Annotated in this window: 17 protein-coding genes; 14 read left to right on the plus strand and 3 right to left on the minus strand. The window is 34.5% G+C overall.

Annotated features, from left to right (window positions below; translation table 11 throughout):
* Window positions 1–10: 10 nt before the first annotated feature.
* From FVB9532_RS09895 to tsaB, 13 genes are all read left to right on the plus strand, one after another.
* Complete coding sequence (locus tag FVB9532_RS09895) at window positions 11–1,009, plus strand: cytochrome c oxidase subunit 3 (RefSeq protein WP_150545050.1); 999 nt, start codon at window positions 11–13, stop codon at window positions 1,007–1,009.
* Between the two features lie 21 nt (window positions 1,010–1,030).
* Window positions 1,031–1,393: a cytochrome C oxidase subunit IV family protein gene (locus FVB9532_RS09900; protein ID WP_150545051.1), complete on the plus strand. Its 363-nt coding sequence runs from the start codon at window positions 1,031–1,033 to the stop codon at window positions 1,391–1,393.
* A gap of 84 nt (window positions 1,394–1,477) precedes the next feature.
* On the plus strand, window positions 1,478–2,125 hold the full coding sequence (locus FVB9532_RS09905; RefSeq protein ID WP_150545052.1) for a hypothetical protein: 648 nt from the start codon (window positions 1,478–1,480) through the stop codon (window positions 2,123–2,125).
* Window positions 2,122–2,814, plus strand: a complete 693-nt coding sequence (locus tag FVB9532_RS09910) for an SCO family protein (RefSeq protein WP_150545053.1) — start codon at window positions 2,122–2,124, stop codon at window positions 2,812–2,814. Before FVB9532_RS09905 ends, FVB9532_RS09910 begins: the two co-directional genes overlap by 4 nt.
* Window positions 2,815–2,817: 3 nt before the next feature.
* Entirely contained in the window at window positions 2,818–3,351 is a 534-nt protein-coding gene (locus FVB9532_RS09915) for a DUF420 domain-containing protein (RefSeq protein ID WP_150545054.1), read from the plus strand.
* On the plus strand, window positions 3,351–3,581 hold the full coding sequence (locus FVB9532_RS09920; RefSeq protein WP_394349652.1) for a CAMCR motif-containing small membrane protein: 231 nt from the start codon (window positions 3,351–3,353) through the stop codon (window positions 3,579–3,581). Before FVB9532_RS09915 ends, FVB9532_RS09920 begins: the two co-directional genes overlap by 1 nt.
* 103 nt (window positions 3,582–3,684) lie before the next feature.
* Window positions 3,685–4,386, plus strand: coding sequence for an ABC transporter ATP-binding protein (locus FVB9532_RS09925; RefSeq protein WP_150545055.1), 702 nt, complete (start codon window positions 3,685–3,687; stop codon window positions 4,384–4,386).
* Window positions 4,379–5,635 (plus strand): ABC transporter permease, encoded by a 1,257-nt coding sequence (locus tag FVB9532_RS09930; RefSeq protein ID WP_150545056.1) that lies wholly within the window; start codon window positions 4,379–4,381, stop codon window positions 5,633–5,635. The genes FVB9532_RS09925 and FVB9532_RS09930 overlap by 8 nt, the downstream gene beginning before the upstream one ends.
* 1 nt (window position 5,636) lies before the next feature.
* A complete protein-coding gene (locus FVB9532_RS09935) occupies window positions 5,637–6,902 on the plus strand; it encodes an ABC transporter permease (RefSeq protein ID WP_150545057.1) in 1,266 nt (421 codons plus the stop codon).
* 20 nt (window positions 6,903–6,922) lie between these two features.
* Window positions 6,923–8,038, plus strand: a complete 1,116-nt coding sequence (locus tag FVB9532_RS09940; RefSeq protein WP_150545058.1) for an efflux RND transporter periplasmic adaptor subunit — start codon at window positions 6,923–6,925, stop codon at window positions 8,036–8,038.
* A gap of 62 nt (window positions 8,039–8,100) precedes the next feature.
* Window positions 8,101–9,540: a TolC family protein gene (locus tag FVB9532_RS09945; protein WP_150545059.1), complete on the plus strand. Its 1,440-nt coding sequence runs from the start codon at window positions 8,101–8,103 to the stop codon at window positions 9,538–9,540.
* Window positions 9,541–9,543: 3 nt separating this feature from the next.
* Entirely contained in the window at window positions 9,544–10,806 is a 1,263-nt protein-coding gene (locus tag FVB9532_RS09950) for an efflux RND transporter periplasmic adaptor subunit (protein ID WP_150545060.1), read from the plus strand.
* Between the two features lie 6 nt (window positions 10,807–10,812).
* On the plus strand, window positions 10,813–11,484 hold the full coding sequence (gene tsaB, locus FVB9532_RS09955) for a tRNA (adenosine(37)-N6)-threonylcarbamoyltransferase complex dimerization subunit type 1 TsaB (RefSeq protein ID WP_150545061.1): 672 nt from the start codon (window positions 10,813–10,815) through the stop codon (window positions 11,482–11,484).
* Here the strand turns inward: tsaB and FVB9532_RS09960 are convergent.
* Window positions 11,481–12,350, minus strand: a complete 870-nt coding sequence (locus tag FVB9532_RS09960) for a mechanosensitive ion channel family protein (protein WP_150545062.1) — start codon at window positions 12,348–12,350, stop codon at window positions 11,481–11,483. The two genes, tsaB and FVB9532_RS09960, sit on opposite strands and share 4 nt — an antisense overlap.
* 80 nt (window positions 12,351–12,430) lie before the next feature.
* On the minus strand, window positions 12,431–14,446 hold the full coding sequence (locus tag FVB9532_RS09965; RefSeq protein WP_150545063.1) for a thioredoxin domain-containing protein: 2,016 nt from the start codon (window positions 14,444–14,446) through the stop codon (window positions 12,431–12,433).
* Between the two features lie 148 nt (window positions 14,447–14,594).
* Here FVB9532_RS09965 and FVB9532_RS09970 point away from each other — a divergent pair, with 148 nt between their 5' ends.
* Window positions 14,595–16,859 carry an inorganic phosphate transporter gene (locus FVB9532_RS09970; protein WP_150545064.1) on the plus strand — a complete coding sequence of 755 codons (2,265 nt, stop codon included), beginning with the start codon at window positions 14,595–14,597 and terminating at the stop codon, window positions 16,857–16,859.
* Between the two features lie 77 nt (window positions 16,860–16,936).
* Here FVB9532_RS09970 and FVB9532_RS09975 read toward each other — a convergent pair whose 3' ends face one another.
* Window positions 16,937–17,845 carry a NifU family protein gene (locus FVB9532_RS09975; protein WP_150545065.1) on the minus strand — a complete coding sequence of 303 codons (909 nt, stop codon included), beginning with the start codon at window positions 17,843–17,845 and terminating at the stop codon, window positions 16,937–16,939.
* Between the last annotated feature and the right edge of the window lie 77 nt (window positions 17,846–17,922).

The raw sequence follows: 17,922 nt of genomic DNA on the forward strand, positions 1-17,922 counted from the left end.
ATTTCTCTTTATGGATGCTACTGTTGCAAGGACAGGAACCGAGGGTAAAACTTGGGGAGGTGGTTCTAAGTCTCCGTTAAAAGCTAGTTATGGTAAGATGATGATGTGGTACTTTATCACGTCAGATGCACTAACGTTTTCTGCGTTTCTTGCCGCTTATGGTTTTTCAAGATTTAAATTTTTAGATGAATGGCCAATTGCCGATGAAGTTTTTAATCACTTTCCATTTTTGCATGGCGTAGATGCTCCCATGTATTACGTGGCATTAATGACTTTTATTCTGATTTTTTCTTCAGTAACAATGGTGTTGGCGGTAGATGCAGGACATCAATTAAAGAAAGGTAAAGTAACTACTTACCTTTTCTTAACCATTATCGGAGGGTTAATTTTCGTAGGCTCACAAGCTTGGGAATGGAAAAATTTTATTAAAGGAGAGCACGGAGCAATAGAAACTGCTAATGGTCGTATTTTACATTTTGTGAATGCCGAAGGAGAGCGTGTTTCTTTAAAAGATGTCGCAACACCAATTGAAGGCGTACGAACAGAACACGAAAATAATAATGGTGTGTGGTTTCTTAAAGAGCCTTCTACGATGTCGAGCTATTCGTTAGAAGAAGTGATAAAAGGCTTTGAAACCAAGGATGATTTCTTGGTGAGAACACATGTTTTGAATGAAGAGGAAGATCACTCTAAAGTAAGAAAAGTTTTATCAAGAGAAGAATCCTTAGAAATCTTAAAGAATAACGCAGTAGGAGTTGTGGAAGGTGCTAACCTAACACATAACGAATATGGCCCACCTTTATTTGCAGATTTCTTTTTCTTTATTACAGGTTTCCACGGTTTCCACGTATTTACCGGGGTTTTAATTAACATCATCATTTTTATTAATGTAGTGTTGGGAACCTATGAAAAAAGAAGAAGCTACGAAATGGTAGAAAAAGTTGGTCTTTACTGGCACTTCGTAGATTTAGTATGGGTATTTGTTTTCACATTCTTCTATTTAGTATAATTCAATTAAAAGAGTATTAAAATGGCACACGAAGCTACTCACGAACATAAATCAGCTAGTAAAAGAATTTGGACGGTATTTGGAATACTTTCCGTATTAACTCTTGTTGAAGTTCTCTTAGGTATTTTTAGACCAGAATGGTTTACCGAAACTACGCTGCTTTACATGAGTCTGTTAAACTGGATTTTTATTATCCTTACACTTTATAAAGCATATTATATTACTTGGGCTTTTATGCACATGGATCACGAAACTAAAGGTTTAAGAAGGTCGGTAGTTTGGACGGTTATCTTCTTGGTAGCTTATTTGGTTTTTATTTTATTGACCGAAGGAGATTATATTTATGAAGTTTATAAAAGCGGACATATAGCTTGGGATTTTTAATGATTTCCTATAGAAATTAATATTGTAAAAAGACGGCCTAATTGAGCCGTCTTTTTTATTTTTGTACCAACTGAAAGTTAGGTAATGAAAAAGTTTTTTGTACTAGGCGTTTTATTTGTTCTCCCTTTGGTTGCCTATCTATTTTTTTCTTCTGGAGTAAACAATTTTGCTAAACTTCCTATCTTAACAAGGGATGTGGATAATTTATCTAATTTCCAATTGCTTAATGGGGATCAGGTGGTCTTGAATGATAAAATCACTATTCTCTCCATTTATGGAAGTGATATTGAAGCGAGGGAAGGAAATGCTTTTAACTTAAATGAAAAAATCTACGATAAGAACTATCAATTTAATGATTTTCAATTTGTGGTTTTAGCAGAAAAAGGAACCGAAAAACAAGCTAAAAAATTATTGAAAGAATTATCGACCACCATAGATACCAAAAAGTGGAATTTCCTCTTTGGTACAAAAAACGACATCAAAAAATTCTACCAAAGTTTGAAAGCAGATGTTCCTTTAGATGAAAATACAAGTACATCCTATGCGTTTATTATCGATAAGTCTAGAAATTTAAGAGGTAGGCCAAAAGAAGAAGATGAAGCTGTAAAATATGGTTATGATACTTCTTCTGTTGCAGAATTAAGTAACGTTATGACCGACGATGTTAAGGTGATTTTAGCTGAATATCGATTAGAATTGAAAAAGTATAACAAAAAAGAAGGGCTGCAGTGAAGCGTAAATATTCATATATAGGTTTAGCGGTAATTATATTAGTTTTTGGAGTAATCGTAATTCCTAAAATAATAGAAAGAACTGTTGGTAATGAGGTCATAGAAAATGATCGATTAAACAATAACCCTGATATTCATCAAAAAGAATTAGCTTACATCATCTTAGATGGTGAAAAAGCGAAAGTTCCAGACTTTGAATTTACCAATCAAAAAGGAGACCCTATTTCCAATAAAGATTTGCAGGGTAAAGTTTACGTAGTGGATTTCTTTTTTACTACTTGTCCAACCATTTGCCCAAAAATGACTTCTAATTTAAAAGATGTAGAAAAGAACTTTAGGGCAAATCCTAATTTTGCTATTGCTTCTTTCAGTATCAATCCTGAGAATGATTCCCCAGAAATATTAAAAGAATATGCTCGCGAATACGGAATTAAAAACCCCAATTGGTATTTCTTAACCGGAGAAAGGGAAAAGATCTACGAATTAGCTAACAAAGGTTTTAACCTATATGTAGCAGAAAACCCTGAAGTTGCCGGTAATTTCCAACACTCAGGCTATTTTGCGCTAGTCGATCAAGAAGGCTATTTAAGGTCTAGGTTAGATAAATACGGTAATCCTATCATTGCTTACAATGGTCTTGAAGAAGATGATTTGAAAATGTTAAGGGAAGATATTAATAAACTATTATAAACTATGGCTGTTGAAAAAAAAGATAAAGTTGCTATTCCCGTCATTATTATTTTGTCGGTATTAGTTCCGTTAATTGTTTTAGTTTTAATGAATTTACCCGAGCGTTATAATTTTCTTGGCGTGAAAGTAGGGATGTTTCCATTGTTTCACGCGATCATAAATGGGCTAACATCAGTTTTATTAATGTTAGGCTTTTTCTTCATCAGAGCAGGAAAAATGAAAGCGCACAGAAATGTCATGATTTCAGCATTTGTGCTCTCCTGTATATTTTTAGTGAGCTATGTTATTTCAAAAATCAGTAACGATCCCATCCCTTTTGGAGGAACAGGTTTTTTACGTCCTATCTATTTCTTTATTCTAATAACTCATATTGTACTTTCCGCCATTATCGTTCCATTAGTATTGTTTACGATGTATAGAGGCTTGACTAAACAATATGAAAAACACCGTAAAATTGCCCGTTGGACTTTTCCCATTTGGTTATACGTATCCATTACCGGAGTTTTAGTTTATTTGTTTATGATACCTTATTATTAATGATGAAATATTTTAAAAAAATAGCATTTTTAATTTTACTCTTTGCTCTTCCATTAACCGCAAGTGCTCAATGTGCTATGTGTAGAGCGGTATTAGAAAGTGATGCAGATGGAGGCGCGGCAAAAGGTATTAATGATGGGATAATTTACCTTATGATATGGCCTTACTTGCTTATTGGAGGAGTAGGTTTTCTTATTTATCGAATGATTAGAAAGTCTGTTAAAAATTGATGAACTGTTAATTTTAACATTTAAGTAAGGTTTTTAATGTAACGATTCCGCTTTTCTATAGTCATATGGGTAAATACTTCTTAGCAGAAGAAATTTATACTTTATGATTGAAATAAAAGACCTCCATAAATCTTACCGAACAGGAGCAACCTCTCTCCACGTTTTAAAAGGTATTAATTTTAGCGTACAAGAAGGGGAATTGGTTTCTATCATGGGTTCTTCTGGTTCTGGAAAATCTACCTTGCTTAATATTCTCGGAATGTTAGATGAAGCAGATGAAGGCTCTTATACGCTTGATGGAGTTCCTATTAAAAATCTAAATGAGCGAATCGCCGCCAAATACCGAAATAAATTTTTAGGATTTATTTTTCAATCATTCAATCTTATCAATTATAAATCTGCTTTAGATAATGTAGCACTTCCATTATACTACCAAGGAGTTTCCCGAAACGAAAGAATGGAAAAATCGTATGCTTACCTAGAAAAAGTGGGTTTGGCAGATTGGGCAAAGCATTTGCCTAATGAACTTTCCGGAGGGCAAAAACAAAGAGTAGCTATTGCCCGTGCGCTTGCCAGTGACCCCAAAGTTTTGTTGGCAGATGAACCTACCGGAGCGCTAGATACCAAAACTTCTTACGAAGTAATGGATTTAATACAAGGTATTAACGATGAAGGGAAAACCATCTTGATAGTTACCCACGAGGATGATATTGCCCATATGACTAAGCGTATTGTAAACCTAAAAGACGGAATTATCCTAGATGATTCCCGTGTTCAACAAGTTAGAGCCATAGAAAATGTTTAGTCTAGAACGCTGGGAAGAAATATTTGAAACCATTAGTAAAAATAAACTAAGAACTTTCTTAACAGGAGTTTCTGTAGCTTCAGGTATTTTTATTCTAGTGATTTTATTGGGGGTTAGTACCGGAATGCAAAATGGTGTTCAGCAGCAGTTTCAAAGAGATGCTGCCAATAGAATTTCAGTTTGGACCGGCGTTACTTCAGTAGAATATAAAGGCTTAAATCCCGGTAGGAGAATTCAACTAAAAAACAGGGATTATGCCTTGGCCGATCGAAAATATAAAGATCAATTGGAATATAAATCGGCTTTATATCGAATTTGGGGTGGATTGGTAAATTATAAAAATGAGTCAGGAAGTTATCGTGTTGAAGGGGTTTTGCCGGATTATCAATTTTTAGAAAGCGAAGATTTAACCGAAGGAAGGTATATCAATTATTCAGATAACGATCAATATAGAAAAGTTGCCGTTATTGGTATGAAAGTATATAACGACCTTTTTAAAGATAAAAAACCGGCAGTCAACAGACAGATTGAAATTAGGGGGGTGCTTTTTAAAGTAGTAGGAGTGTATAGCGATCCCGGAGGAGAAAGAGAAGAAGCGCGGGTTTTCGTTCCCTTAAAAACAGCACAAAAGGTGTTTGGTGCAGGAGATAATCTTGACCAGTTGGCTTTTACTTTACCCCAGGAGGATAACTTTGAAAAAGCGGTAAAAAACTCTCAAGCTTTTACCGAAAAACTCTCCCGACAATTAAAGGAATTTCATACCGTAGCTCCAGAGGATGTGAGTGCTATACGTATAAATAATTCGCTAGAGAATATGAAAAATGTATATGCCACTATTTATATAGTAAGATTATTTTTTTGGTTTGTTGGGGTTGCTACTATTTTTGCAGGTGTAGTTGGAGTCAGTAACATAATGCTCATCATTGTAAAGGAACGCACCAAAGAAATAGGAATTAGAAAGGCATTAGGTGCTCAACCTTTGTCTGTAATTGGTATGGTCTTACATGAATCAATATTTATAACCATAATTTCAGGTTTTACAGGCCTTTTAATTGGGATGTTTTTTCTTCAGTTTATAAGCCCATATATTCCATTTTTTCAAAGCGATTTTATATACAATCCAACAGTGAATTTTCAAGTGGCAGTTACAACAGTTTTAATTCTTATAATTGCTGGTGCATTTGCGGGATTTTTCCCAGCGTGGCGGGCAGCTAGAATTAAACCAATTGTTGCATTAAGAGACGAATAGTATGTTTAGTAGGGATAAATGGAATGAAATAATAGAATCGCTAAGTGCTAATTGGTTTAGAACAGTTATGACCTCATTAGGGGTTCTTTGGGGTATTTTTTTGCTAGTAATATTATTGGCTGCGGGAAAGGGAATGCAAAATGGAATTATGAGAGGTTTTAGTGGAATGGCAAGTAATTCTATGTTTATGTGGACACAAACTACTTCTAAATCTTATAAAGGAATGCCTAAAGGAAGAAGGTATAATTTTAAAATAGGTGATGTTCAAGCTATAAAAGATAATGTGAATGGGTTGCGGTTTGTTTCTCCTAGAAATCAGCTAGGTGGTTTCGGAGGGAATAACAATGTAATCCGTGGACTAAAATCTGGAGCATTTAATGTATATGGTGATTATCCCGAAATTATTCAGCAGCAACCCATGGACGTGACTTCCGGTAGGTTTTTAAATTATAACGATATCAAAGAAAAACGAAAAGTAGCTATTATTGGAGAAGGGGTTAAAAATTCCTTGTATGATTATGATGAAAGTGCTTTGGGGAGCTATATCAAAATTAATGGAGTTAATTTTCAGGTGATCGGTACTTACCGAAAAAAAAGTGGCGGTGGTGGAAATTCAGAAGAAGATCAAAAAGAAATCTATGTTCCTTTTACCTCGTTTTCCCAAGCTTTTAATATGGGGGAAATTGTAGGCTGGATGGCTATCACCGCAAAGGACGATTATTCCATTACCAATTTAAAATCAGAGATTTTTGAAGTAATCAAAAAACGACACGATATACACCCGGAAGACGATCGGGCGGTAGGGAATTTTGACTTGTATCAAGAGTTTAATAAAATTACAGGCTTATTTACCGCACTTAATGCCGTAGCTTATTTTGTGGGTATTTTAGTTTTGCTTTCAGGAGTTATAGGAATAAGTAATATCATGCTTATAGTAGTTAAAGATCGAACGAGTGAAATTGGAGTGCGTAGAGCTTTAGGAGCTACTCCAGCATCAATTAGAGGTCAAATATTAATGGAATCTGTAGTTCTTACAATTGCTTCAGGTATGGCGGGTATTATACTTGCGAGTCTGCTGTTATGGTCTGTTAATAGGTTTTTAGATGCAAATAATACTTCGGATATGATGTTTGCAAATCCAAGTGTAAATGTAGTGGTTGTAATTATTGCATTACTTGTACTCGTGATTTCAGGATTATTGGCAGGGCTAATTCCTGCACAAAATGCAATTAGAATAAAGCCTGTAGATGCTCTAAGTGCAGAATAAATTAAAAATAAAATAATAAAATGAGAAGAATTATAACTATTTCAATTTTAATAATAATTGTAGTCGGTTTTGGAGGTGCACTATACTATTTATACCAAAAAAATCAAGAAAGCCCAGTAGTTTACGAAACCGAAAAACCTTCTATGCAAACCATTGTTAAACAAACGGTGGCTACAGGAAGTATTGTTCCTAAAGAAGAAATTTTAATTAAACCAAACATCTCGGGAATTATCGATAAAATATATATCGAAGCCGGAGATCAAGTAAAAGTGAACGATTTAATTGCGCAGTTAAAAGTGGTGCCTAATGTTTCTAATTTAGCGAGCAGTAAAAACCAAATAACTTCAGCAAAAATAGCATTAGATAATCAGACGAAAGTTTATAACCGCCAAAAAGAATTGTTTGATAAAGGAGTGATTTCTGCTAATGATTTTGACCAGGCAGAAGTAGCTTATAAACAAGCAAAACAAACTTACGCTGCAGCACAGCAAACTTATGAAATTGTAAAGACCGGTACGGCAAGCGGAGTAGGCACTGCTGCGAATACTCAGATTAGAGCCACAATTGCGGGGATGGTGCTAGACGTTCCTGTAAAAGAAGGTAACCAAGTAATAGAGTCTAATAACTTTAATGAAGGGACTACTATTGCTACCTTGGCAAATACGGATAAAATGATTTTTGAAGGAAAAGTAGATGAATCTGAAGTTGGTAAAATCAAAGAAGATTTACCTTTAGAAATAACTATCGGAGCTATTGAAGACAAAAAGTTTGATGCCGTATTAGATTATATTGCACCGAAAGGGCTTGACGAAAATGGAGCTATTCAATTTGAAATTGAAGGAACCTTAAAAAATCGGGATAGCACATTTATTCGTTCCGGGTTAAGTGCAAATGCATCCATTATTTTAGATAAGGTAGAAGATGTATTGGCTATTAAAGAATCCTTGCTTCAATTTGATCCTAAAACACAAGAGCCATTTGTAGAAGTGAAAACCGGAGATCAAAAATTTGAAAAACGGGAAGTAAGCCTTGGACTGAGTGACGGTATTTATGTGGAAATTAAAGATGGTTTAAGTAAAGACGATGAGATAAAAGTCTGGAACCAAGTAAAACCTTCTCAAAATTTCGGGAGATAGTTATCGTAAACTGTAACAAAATAAATTAGAATAGACTTACTCATTAGAAATCATCAATCAGCATGAAAAAATTAACCCTTATCGCAGCATTATTTGGTGTGTTTTTTACCGCCCATGCGCAAGAAGGTAAAAAATGGACTTTACGAGAGTGTGTTACCTATGCGTTGGAAAATAATATATCTGTAAAACAATCACAGTTAGATTTAGAAGCAGCTGAAATAGATAAATCTGATGCCATTGGAAATTATTTGCCTAGTATAAATGGACAAGCTTCTAACTCGTGGAATACAGGTTTAACCCAAAATGTGACGACAGGAGTACTTCAAAATCAAACTACGCGAAATTTATCTGCTGGTGTTACTGCTAGTGTTAATGTGTTTAATGGTTTAAGAAACTTAAGGCAATTGCAACGTGCAAAACTTTCGAGAATTGCCGCGATGTATTCCTTGGAGCAAATGGAAAATGATATTGCTTTGTTTGTTGCCAATAGCTATTTAGAAGTGTTGGTGAATAAAGAAGTGTTGGAAGTTTTAAAAGAACAAAACCAATTAACAAAAGAACAATATCAAAGAACACAAGACTTGGTAGATGCAGGAACTTTACCAGAAGGAGATTTGTTAGAAATAAAAGCGACCAATGCTGACGAAAAACAGCAAATTATTGTTGCCGAAAACAATGTTCGTATAGCATTAATAAGTTTAGCACAAACTTTATTGATTGAAGATTATGAAAATTTTGATATAGTAAAGGAAACTTACAATACTCCTATGGCTAGTATTCTTGATCAAAAACCAGAAGAAATCATCGATAATGCCAAAGAAAATAGATATGAAATCAAACTAGCCGAACAAAATGTTGAACTAGCTGAAAAGGATGTAGAAATATCAAAGTCGGCTTATTACCCTTCCTTGAGTGCGTTTTTTAATTATAATACGCGTGAGTCGGGAGCTGAACGAATTACCCAAGGTGGCGTAGATTCTAGTCAACCCACTCAGGTTATTGGTCAGGTTGAATCTACAGGTGAAGTAGTTGTAGCTCCAAATTTTGCATTAGAAACCCTTCCGCCTAGACCATTTATTGATCAGTTATGGTTAAATGATGGTATTTCTTACGGGGTACAACTTAACGTGCCTATCTTGAATGGCTTTTCGACAAGAAATTCAGTAAAGCGTAATGAAATAAACGTAAAAAGAGCAGAATATCAATTAGAGCAGGCAAAACTCGATTTAGAGTCTAACATATATCAAGCTTATGTAGATGCGCAAGGTTCTGCGAAGGCCTATGAAGCAGCTAAAACTGCATTAGAATCACAAGAGCAAGCCTATGCCTATGCTCAAGATCGTTATGATGTAGGTTTGACCAATGCGTTCGATTTTAGTCAATCTAAATTCAGGCTGTCTAATACCCAAAGTCAATTAATTCAAGCCAAGTATAATTATATTTTTAAGCTAAAGGTTTTAGAATTATACTTTGGAGTAGATCCTGAAGATATTAAATTATAATCCATGAAAAAGAAAACACTTCTTATTATCCTCCTTGTTGTTGTAGTTTTGATTATTGCCCTTATTGTTGGGAAAAAATCAGGACTGTTTGGGAAGACCGGTAATTTTAAACAAGTGGAAACCACTATTGTTGAAAAGATGAATATTACCGAAACCGTTTCTGCAACTGGGAAAATTCAACCGGAAGTAGAAGTAAAGCTTTCTTCAGAAGTTTCCGGGGAAATTATAGAACTTCCAATAGCGGAAGGGCAAGAAGTGAAAAAAGGGGATTTATTGGTGAAAATAAATCCAGATCTATACCAAAGTAGTTTACAGCGTTCGGAAGCAAGTTACCAAAATATAAAAGCCAATTTGTCGCAAACCGAAGCTTCTTTAAAACAAGCAAAAGCCAATTATGAGCGAAACAAAACCTTATACGATAAGGGGGTTATTTCGAAATCTGAATGGGATAATATTGTTTCTCAATATGAAGTAGCCCAAGCCAATAAACAATCGGCCTACTATAATGTGCAAAGTGCTGCTGCTAGTGTTAATGAAGCAAAAGACAATTTAAACCGAACTACTATTTATGCACCGATGAGCGGAACGATCTCTAAGCTTGACGCAGAATTAGGAGAACGTGTTGTGGGAACTCAACAAATGGCCGGAACCGAAATTTTGCGAGAAGCTAACTTAGGTGAAATGGAAGTAGAGGTAGAAGTAAACGAAAATGATATTGTAAAAGTTGCTGTTGGTGACTCTGCTATAGTTGAAGTAGATGCATACTTAGGAAAAGAATTTACAGGTATTGTTACTGAAATTTCCAATTCTGCCGCAGACGATTTAACCGCCGATCAAGTAACCAATTTTGATGTAAAAGTTCGAATTTTAGAAGATTCTTATCAAGATTTACTTGAAGGGAAGCCAGAAGATTATTACCCGTTTAGACCGGGAATGACGGCTACAGTCGATATTGTTACCAATCGAGAAAAAGATATCATTGCCGTACCTATTAGTTCTATTGTTGTTAAAAACGATACTACAGCAACCAAAACAGGAAAAGCTTCTAAAAATGCTAGTGAAGAAACGTTTGAATGCGTATTTTTGAAAAAAGGAGAAGAAGCAAAACTTCAGGTGGTGAAAACAGGTATTCAGGACGATAGTAATATTCAAGTAATTTCCGGATTGGAAGATGGAGATGAGGTGATTACCGGTCCGTATAACATCGTTACCAAAGTTTTAGAATCTGGAGATAAAGTTGAAGTACAATCTGCTAACAAAAAATAAAACTTTTTGGCTACGATTTTAAATTTAGAAACTTCTACCACCAATTGTTCGGTAGCAATTGGAATTAATGGAGAAGTTGCCGTTTTAAAAGAAGATAAAGAAAAAGGCTATTCCCACGCAGAAAAACTACATCTGTTTATTGAGGAAGCCTTAAAAGAAGTAAATTTAGATTATAAAGATTTAGATGCTGTTGCGGTAAGTAAAGGCCCAGGTTCCTATACGGGGTTGCGCATAGGTGTTTCCGCAGCCAAAGGACTGTGTTTTAGCTTGGATATTCCTCTTATTTCTGTTTCTACCTTAACCGTATTGGCAAAGCAAATTTCAGCTAAGGAAGAAGAAGTGATTGTCCCAATGTTGGATGCTCGTCGTATGGAAGTCTATACCGCGGTTTATTCTAATAGACATGTATTGATTTCTCCTGTGGAAGCTAAAATTTTAGAAGAAGATTCTTTTGCAAACTATTTTAGCGATTTTATTCCTGTTCATTTTGTGGGAGACGGAGTGAAGAAGTTTGAAGAAATTTCTAGCGCTAAAAATGCATTTTTTATAGATGCGCTTCCTTCTGCTAGGGAAATGGTGAAGCTTTCTGAAGAGAAGTACAAAAAAAGCGACACCGAAGATGTCGCTTATTTTGAGCCTTATTATTTAAAGGATTTTAAGGTAAATAAGAAAAATTAAGCCTCTTTCTTAGATTCCTTTTCTACTGTTCCGTTCATTTTTGTCTGATCGTAAACATAAATGTCTCTTTGAGGATAAGGAATGGTCATGCCAGCTTCTTCTAATCTAATTTTACCTTGCTCAATCATATTCCAGTGAATATCCCAGAATTTATCGTTAGGGGCGAAATAACGTACCGAGAAGTTAACTGAGCTATCAGCCAATTCAGAAACGAGTACTTGCGGAGCAGGATCTTCTAGAATGCCATCTTGTTCTTTTACTAATTGCATTAATACTTCTTTTGCTTTCTTAATGTCATCATCATAAGAAATACCAAAGCTTAAGTTTTCACGGCGTTTACCATTTACTGTGTAGTTTACAATATTGTCGTTAGCCAAGCTTCCATTAGGGATAACTGCTTCTTGATTGCCAAACGTGTCAATTTTGGTGTAAAATAAACTTATTTCTTTTACGCTACCGGAAACTCCTTGGGCTTCAATCCAGTCTCCAATTCTAAAAGGTTTCAAAATAATAATTAAAACCCCACCGGCAAAATTGGCTAATGAGCCTTGTAGGGCTAATCCTATAGCTAAACCTGCGGCACCAAGTACTGCGACTAACGAAGTAGTTTCTATACCTACTTGCGAAATAGCAACAATAATTACCAATATTTTTAAAGCCCAACTCACTAAAGTGGTTAAAAAACCTTCTAAGGCAGGATCGTAATCTTTCTTTTGAAGGGCTTTTTTCATATATTTTATCAATCGCTTGGCAATCCAAAATCCTATGATGAGGATTAAAATGGCCGCGATTAAATCGGGCAAAAAGTCTATGAATTTTTCGATGTATTCTTTAGCTAGTTGAGAAAAATCGTTAAGTTTCTCCATAATTAATTTTTAAGTTTAATTTTTAGAATTTTCAATTTAAATGAATTTTTACCTTTTTCTTCGTTTAATTTTTGTTAAACTTATTTGAAAAATCCAGATAGCACCTGTTCTATGCTTTTCTGTGGTGCTTGACAGGAATTTTCTTGGCAAAGAAAGTAAAATTCTTCGTTACTTTCTTTACCTTGAGTTAAAGGAATTTCTTCTTGTGTCACACAGCAGATTAGTTGAGGGGAATAGTTTTGTTGAATTTTCCTAATGGCAGAATCATTCTTTACAGAACATACCAGTTCATAATATTCTTCTGTATAATTTAAATATAAAGAAAGCCAGTTGCTGTAGCCTGAAAAATAATCATTGATTTGAGGAGTGATTTTTTTCAGCATTAATTCAGCTACTTTCCGCCAATCTGCATCCAGGTAAAATTTTGAAAGCTTAAAGAGGTTGTTTGCCATTACAGAGTTAGAGGCAGGCATGACGTTGTCTTGCGTTTCTATGCTTCGCTGAATTAATTGTACATCTTTGGAAGTGAAAAAGAAAAAATTACTTTCTGCATCATAAAAATCTTCAAAAACCTTTTGAGTTAAATTTTTAGCTAGTGTTAGGTAAGGGACTTTAAAAGTAGTTTGGTATAATTCAATTAAAGCATCAATCAACAGTGCGTAATCTTCCAAATTTGCCCGAATACTTTTTTGGTTTTTATAATTTCTAAATAGCAGAAGTCCTTCCAATAAATTTTCAGTTATAAAATGCATTGCTTTCTCCGCCGAATGCAAATGATCTTCTTTTTGAAAAACTTGATAGGCTTTAGCATAAGCCTTAATCATCATGGCGTTCCAAGATGTAAGTCCTTTGTCGTCTAGAGCAGGACGTTGCCTTTCCTTTCTTTTTTGGAATAGAATTTTTTTACAATTTTTAATTTTCTGTTGAAGTCCTTCTAGAGATAAAGAAAATTTATCTGCAATTTCTTGTTCGCTTTTCGTTAGGATAAAGACATAATTGTTGTTTTCCCAATAACCATAGGGATTCACATTGTAATATTCGGCGAATACTTCAAAATCATTTTTTAAGGCTTGCTGAAGCTCTTCTTTTTTCCAACTATAAAAAGCACCTTCTTCTTTTTTATTGTTTTCATTTAAACTATCGGCATCTAGGGCGGCATAAAAATAACCTTGCGGTGCAGTAAGTTCCCGTTCTATAAATTCTATGCTTTCTTCTACTACATTTTTAAAAATCTCATTTTGATAAACGGAATAAGCTTCTGTATACAATTCGATTAATTGAGCGTTATCATAAAGCATTTTTTCAAAATGTGGGATGTGCCAGCGTTCATCTACGCTATATCGTGAGAATCCGCCACCAATTGCATCGTAAATTCCGCCCTTTGCCATTTTTTCTAAACTGAATTCAACAAAATTTTGAACTTCTTTGTTTTTGAGCTGAAATCCGTAGCGTAATAGCAATGAAAGGTTGTTGGGCATCATAAATTTTGGAGCACCTTTAAAGCCTCCATTCTCTAAATCAAATTTTGTTGACCATTGGTGGATGGCTTCCTCTAAAAAAGAAGAAGAGAATTCTTGTTCCTCTACTTCTTCAACAACCAGTCGGTTCAATTGCTTCATTCCAGCTGCTAATTTTTCAGCGTATTCTTCCATATGTTCCGGTGATTGCTGAAATAGATCTTTTAGTTGGTGAAGTGTTCCCATCCATTTTTGTTTAGGCAGGTAAGTAGCTCCCCAAACCGGTCTACCATCAGGAAGAGCTATAATATTTAATGGCCAACCGCCTTGCCCGGTCATAATTTGTAGAGCATTCATGTAGATTTGGTCAACATCCGGGCGTTCTTCCCGATCAACTTTAATGTTGATAAAGTTTTTATTCATTAATTGAGCAACTTCTTTATCTTCAAAACATTCATGTTCCATCACATGGCACCAATGGCAGGCAGAATAACCAATGCTTATTAATAAAAGTTTATTGTTATCTTTAGCAAGTTTTAAAACTTTATCGTCCCAAGGCTGCCAAGCTACGGGGTTTTGTGCGTGCTGTAATAAATAAGGACTGGATTCTTTAGAAAGTATATTTTTTAGTTCTTGCATAATTGAGTAATATTGGCATCAAAATGATAAAGTTACAAGCTTTGTGTCTAATAAGAATAGGCTTTTGATTTAATGTTTTGATAACAATGGAAGCTGAAAAATTTTAAATTATTAGGGCATTTTTGCAGATTGTAAATAAAAGCTATTTATGGAGAATATTTATATTGTAATGCTTGTGGTGCTTTTTGCCCTAGCAATTACAGACTTGGTAGTAGGAGTGAGTAACGATGCTGTTAACTTTTTAAATTCTGCTATAGGGTCTAAGGCTATTTCTCTTAGAACAATCATGATTGTTGCGAGTTTAGGGGTAGCAGTAGGGGCTATTTTTTCCAGCGGACTTATGGAAGTAGCCAGAAAAGGTATTTTTATGCCTAGCCAGTTTTATTTTGATGAAATCATGATTATTTTTATGGCGGTGATGATTACCGATGTCTTGCTGCTTGATTTCTTTAATTCATTAGGCTTACCAACTTCCACCACGGTTTCTATTGTTTTTGAATTATTGGGTGCGGCAGTTTCTATAGCGGTTATTAAACTTTATACGCAAGAAGAGTCCCTTTCTTTACTTTCAGAATATATAAATACAGCTAAAGCAACTGAAATTGTATTGGGTATTTTGCTTTCTGTAGTAGTGGCGTTTACTATTGGTGCTGTTGTACAATATATTTCGAGATTGGTATTTACCTTTCAATATGAAAAGAAATTAAAATACTTCGGTGCTATTTTTGGAGGTGCTTCTATGGCTTCCATTTCTTATTTCATCTTTATTAAAGGGATGAAAAGTATTACTTTTTTATCTTCTGATTTAAAAGACTATGTGAATGAGCATACTTGGTTAATAATCTTAATAAGCTTTGTTTTTTGGTCTTTGGTTTCTCAATTATTAATGTCTGTTTTTAAAACCAATATATTAAAAGCGATTATTGTAATAGGAACTTTCGCCTTGGCATTAGCGTTTGCCGGAAACGATTTGGTGAACTTTATAGGAGTTCCCATAGCCGCATGGCAATCTTTTGGATTGTGGCAAACGGCTTATGAGACTTCAGGTGTTTTGCCTTCAGAATTTGCGATGAATGGTCTTGCCGGAAGTGTACAAACCCCAGAATTTTTACTAATCATTGCTGGAGGAGTAATGGTGCTTACGCTTTGGTTGTCCAGTAAAGCTAGGGCAGTCGTTGATACAGGTGTGAATTTAGCAAGGCAGGGAGACGGAGCAGAAAGGTTTGAACCTAATTCTTTAGCTAGAATTTTAGTAAGGTATTCTGTTGTGGCAAGTAATGTGGTAACAAGCATACTTCCCGGACGTGTAAAAAACAAAATAGAATCTAAGTTTGAGAAACCTAACTCAGCATTAGCTGATAGAAGAGTTGATGCTCCAGCTTTTGATACCGTAAGAGCTTCTGTCAACTTAGTAGTGGCAAGTATATTGATTTCAATAGGTACTAATTTAAAATTACCATTATCTACTACCTATGTTACTTTTATGGTAGCGATGGGTACTTCTTTGGCAGATCGCGCTTGGGATAGAGAAAGTGCTGTTTATCGTGTAGCCGGAGTGGTGAATGTTGTTGGTGGTTGGTTTGTTACTGCTGGGGTAGCATTTTTAGCTGCTGCTATTTTTGCAGCTATCATTTGGTATGGCGGTAATATTGCTTTAGCGATTTTAGTAGTTTTAGCGGCTGTTTTAATCATTAGAAGTGCAATAATTCATTCTAAAAAGGTTAAAGAAGAAAAAAGCAAGAAGCGTTTTAATCGTCATGATATTATTACGATTAATGAAATTACCATAGAAACTTCTCAAAATATTTCTAGTGTAATTAATGGTATTAATAAGCGTTACAGTAAAACGGTAGATCACCTTGGGTATCACGATTTAAGTAAACTCAGAAAAGATACCAAGAAGCTGAATAACTTAGAAGATGAAGTGGATGAGTTGAAAGATAACGTGTTCTACTTTATAAAGTCATTGGAAGATAATTCAGTAGGAGCAAGTAAATTTTATATCTTGTTTTTAGATATCCTTCAAGATATGGTTCAGTCAATTGGGCAGATTACACGCTCTAGTTATCGCCACGTGAATAACAATCATAAGAATTTGAAATTTAATCAGATTAGGGACTTAAAGAGTATTGATAGGGAAATGCAAGTGCTTTTTGATGAAATCATCGAAACTTTTGATAATCACTCTTTCTCTAGGATCGATCAGATTTTAAACGATAAACAAGCCCTTGTAGATAAAGTTTCAGGATTAATTCAAAAACAAATTGAACGTATTAGAACTTCTGAAACCAGTCCAAAAAATACAAAGCTGTACTTTGGTCTGCTATTGGAGACAAAAGATTTGGTAACTTCTACCATGAGTCTTCTTCAGCTGTTTAAAGAATATTATGAAGATGCTAAACGAGAGTTTTAAGTATAAAACACTTTAAATAAAAAAAGGAGAATCAAATTTGATTCTCCTTTTTTATTGGTGTGAAATCAATAACAGTTTTACCCATTAATCGCTTCTACAGTATTTACTTTTCCTTGAAGCATTTCTTTTAACATCGTTTCAATTCCATTTTTTAAAGTAATGGTGGAAGAAGGACATCCGCTACAAGCTCCCTGTAAAACGACACTTACATTTTTAGTTTCGGGATTATATGAATTGAACATAATATTACCGCCATCACTTGCTACGGCAGGTTTTATATATTCATCTAAAATCGCTACAATTTGTTTAGAGATATCGTCTAAATTTTCAGTAGAAACTTCTTGGCTGGTGTTTTCTGTAGTAGCTGAAGAAGAGTTTCCTGCTTTTATGTCATCTAATAATACATCATTTCCTTCTTGCAAGAAATTTCTGATGAATTCGCGTAATTCCATGGTGATTTCTTCCCATTCAGCCATATCGTATTTATTGATAGAAACATAGTTTTCGTCAAAAAACACCTCTTTTACAAAAGGAAAGTGAAATAATTTTTGTGCTAAAGGAGAATTTTTAGCATCATCAATATTTTTAAATTCAATGGATTGTAAAACTAATTTTTTGTTAGCTACAAATTTCATCACCTTTGGGTTGGGTGTGCTCTCTGCATAAACGGTAATCGGGATGTTCTGCTTGGTTTCTTTTACGATTTCTTGACCAGAATTTAAGTAATTTTCAATTTGTTCAGCAACTTCGTTTTCTACATCTTTCCATTCAACAATGTTATATTTTTCGATGGCAACAAAATTTTGTGCTAAATAAACCGTTTTAACAAAAGGAAGATGGAATAATTGCTGCGCAAGTAGAGAATTTTTGGCTTCGTCTATATTTTTAAATTCAAAGCCTTCTCCCTTTATTAAGAATGAATTGGCTTCAAATTTAATGATGGAAGTATTATTGGTAGGCTTTATTTCTATAGAATAATTACTCATAACATAAATTTTCGACAAAAATACTAAAAGAAATACAATGAAATCAATATATTTACGGGCAATATTTTATTATTAAA

Origin of the sequence: Mesonia oceanica (assembly GCF_902499555.1) — a bacterium.
GTDB lineage: Bacteria > Bacteroidota > Bacteroidia > Flavobacteriales > Flavobacteriaceae > Mesonia > Mesonia oceanica.

Coding starts and splice junctions, on each gene's coding strand:
- FVB9532_RS09905 (WP_150545052.1), top strand. CDS start 1,478: ATGAAAAAGTTTTTTGTACTAGGCGTTTTATTTGTTCTCCCTTTGGTT.
- FVB9532_RS09960 (WP_150545062.1), bottom strand. CDS start 12,350: ATGGAGAAACTTAACGATTTTTCTCAACTAGCTAAAGAATACATCGAA.
- FVB9532_RS09940 (WP_150545058.1), top strand. CDS start 6,923: ATGAGAAGAATTATAACTATTTCAATTTTAATAATAATTGTAGTCGGT.
- FVB9532_RS09920 (WP_394349652.1), top strand. CDS start 3,351: ATGATGAAATATTTTAAAAAAATAGCATTTTTAATTTTACTCTTTGCT.
- FVB9532_RS09975 (WP_150545065.1), bottom strand. CDS start 17,845: ATGAGTAATTATTCTATAGAAATAAAGCCTACCAATAATACTTCCATC.
- FVB9532_RS09895 (WP_150545050.1), top strand. CDS start 11: ATGGATGCTACTGTTGCAAGGACAGGAACCGAGGGTAAAACTTGGGGA.
- FVB9532_RS09915 (WP_150545054.1), top strand. CDS start 2,818: ATGGCTGTTGAAAAAAAAGATAAAGTTGCTATTCCCGTCATTATTATT.
- FVB9532_RS09970 (WP_150545064.1), top strand. CDS start 14,595: ATGGAGAATATTTATATTGTAATGCTTGTGGTGCTTTTTGCCCTAGCA.
- FVB9532_RS09935 (WP_150545057.1), top strand. CDS start 5,637: ATGTTTAGTAGGGATAAATGGAATGAAATAATAGAATCGCTAAGTGCT.
- FVB9532_RS09950 (WP_150545060.1), top strand. CDS start 9,544: ATGAAAAAGAAAACACTTCTTATTATCCTCCTTGTTGTTGTAGTTTTG.
- FVB9532_RS09930 (WP_150545056.1), top strand. CDS start 4,379: ATGTTTAGTCTAGAACGCTGGGAAGAAATATTTGAAACCATTAGTAAA.
- FVB9532_RS09925 (WP_150545055.1), top strand. CDS start 3,685: ATGATTGAAATAAAAGACCTCCATAAATCTTACCGAACAGGAGCAACC.
- FVB9532_RS09965 (WP_150545063.1), bottom strand. CDS start 14,446: ATGCAAGAACTAAAAAATATACTTTCTAAAGAATCCAGTCCTTATTTA.
- FVB9532_RS09945 (WP_150545059.1), top strand. CDS start 8,101: ATGAAAAAATTAACCCTTATCGCAGCATTATTTGGTGTGTTTTTTACC.
- FVB9532_RS09900 (WP_150545051.1), top strand. CDS start 1,031: ATGGCACACGAAGCTACTCACGAACATAAATCAGCTAGTAAAAGAATT.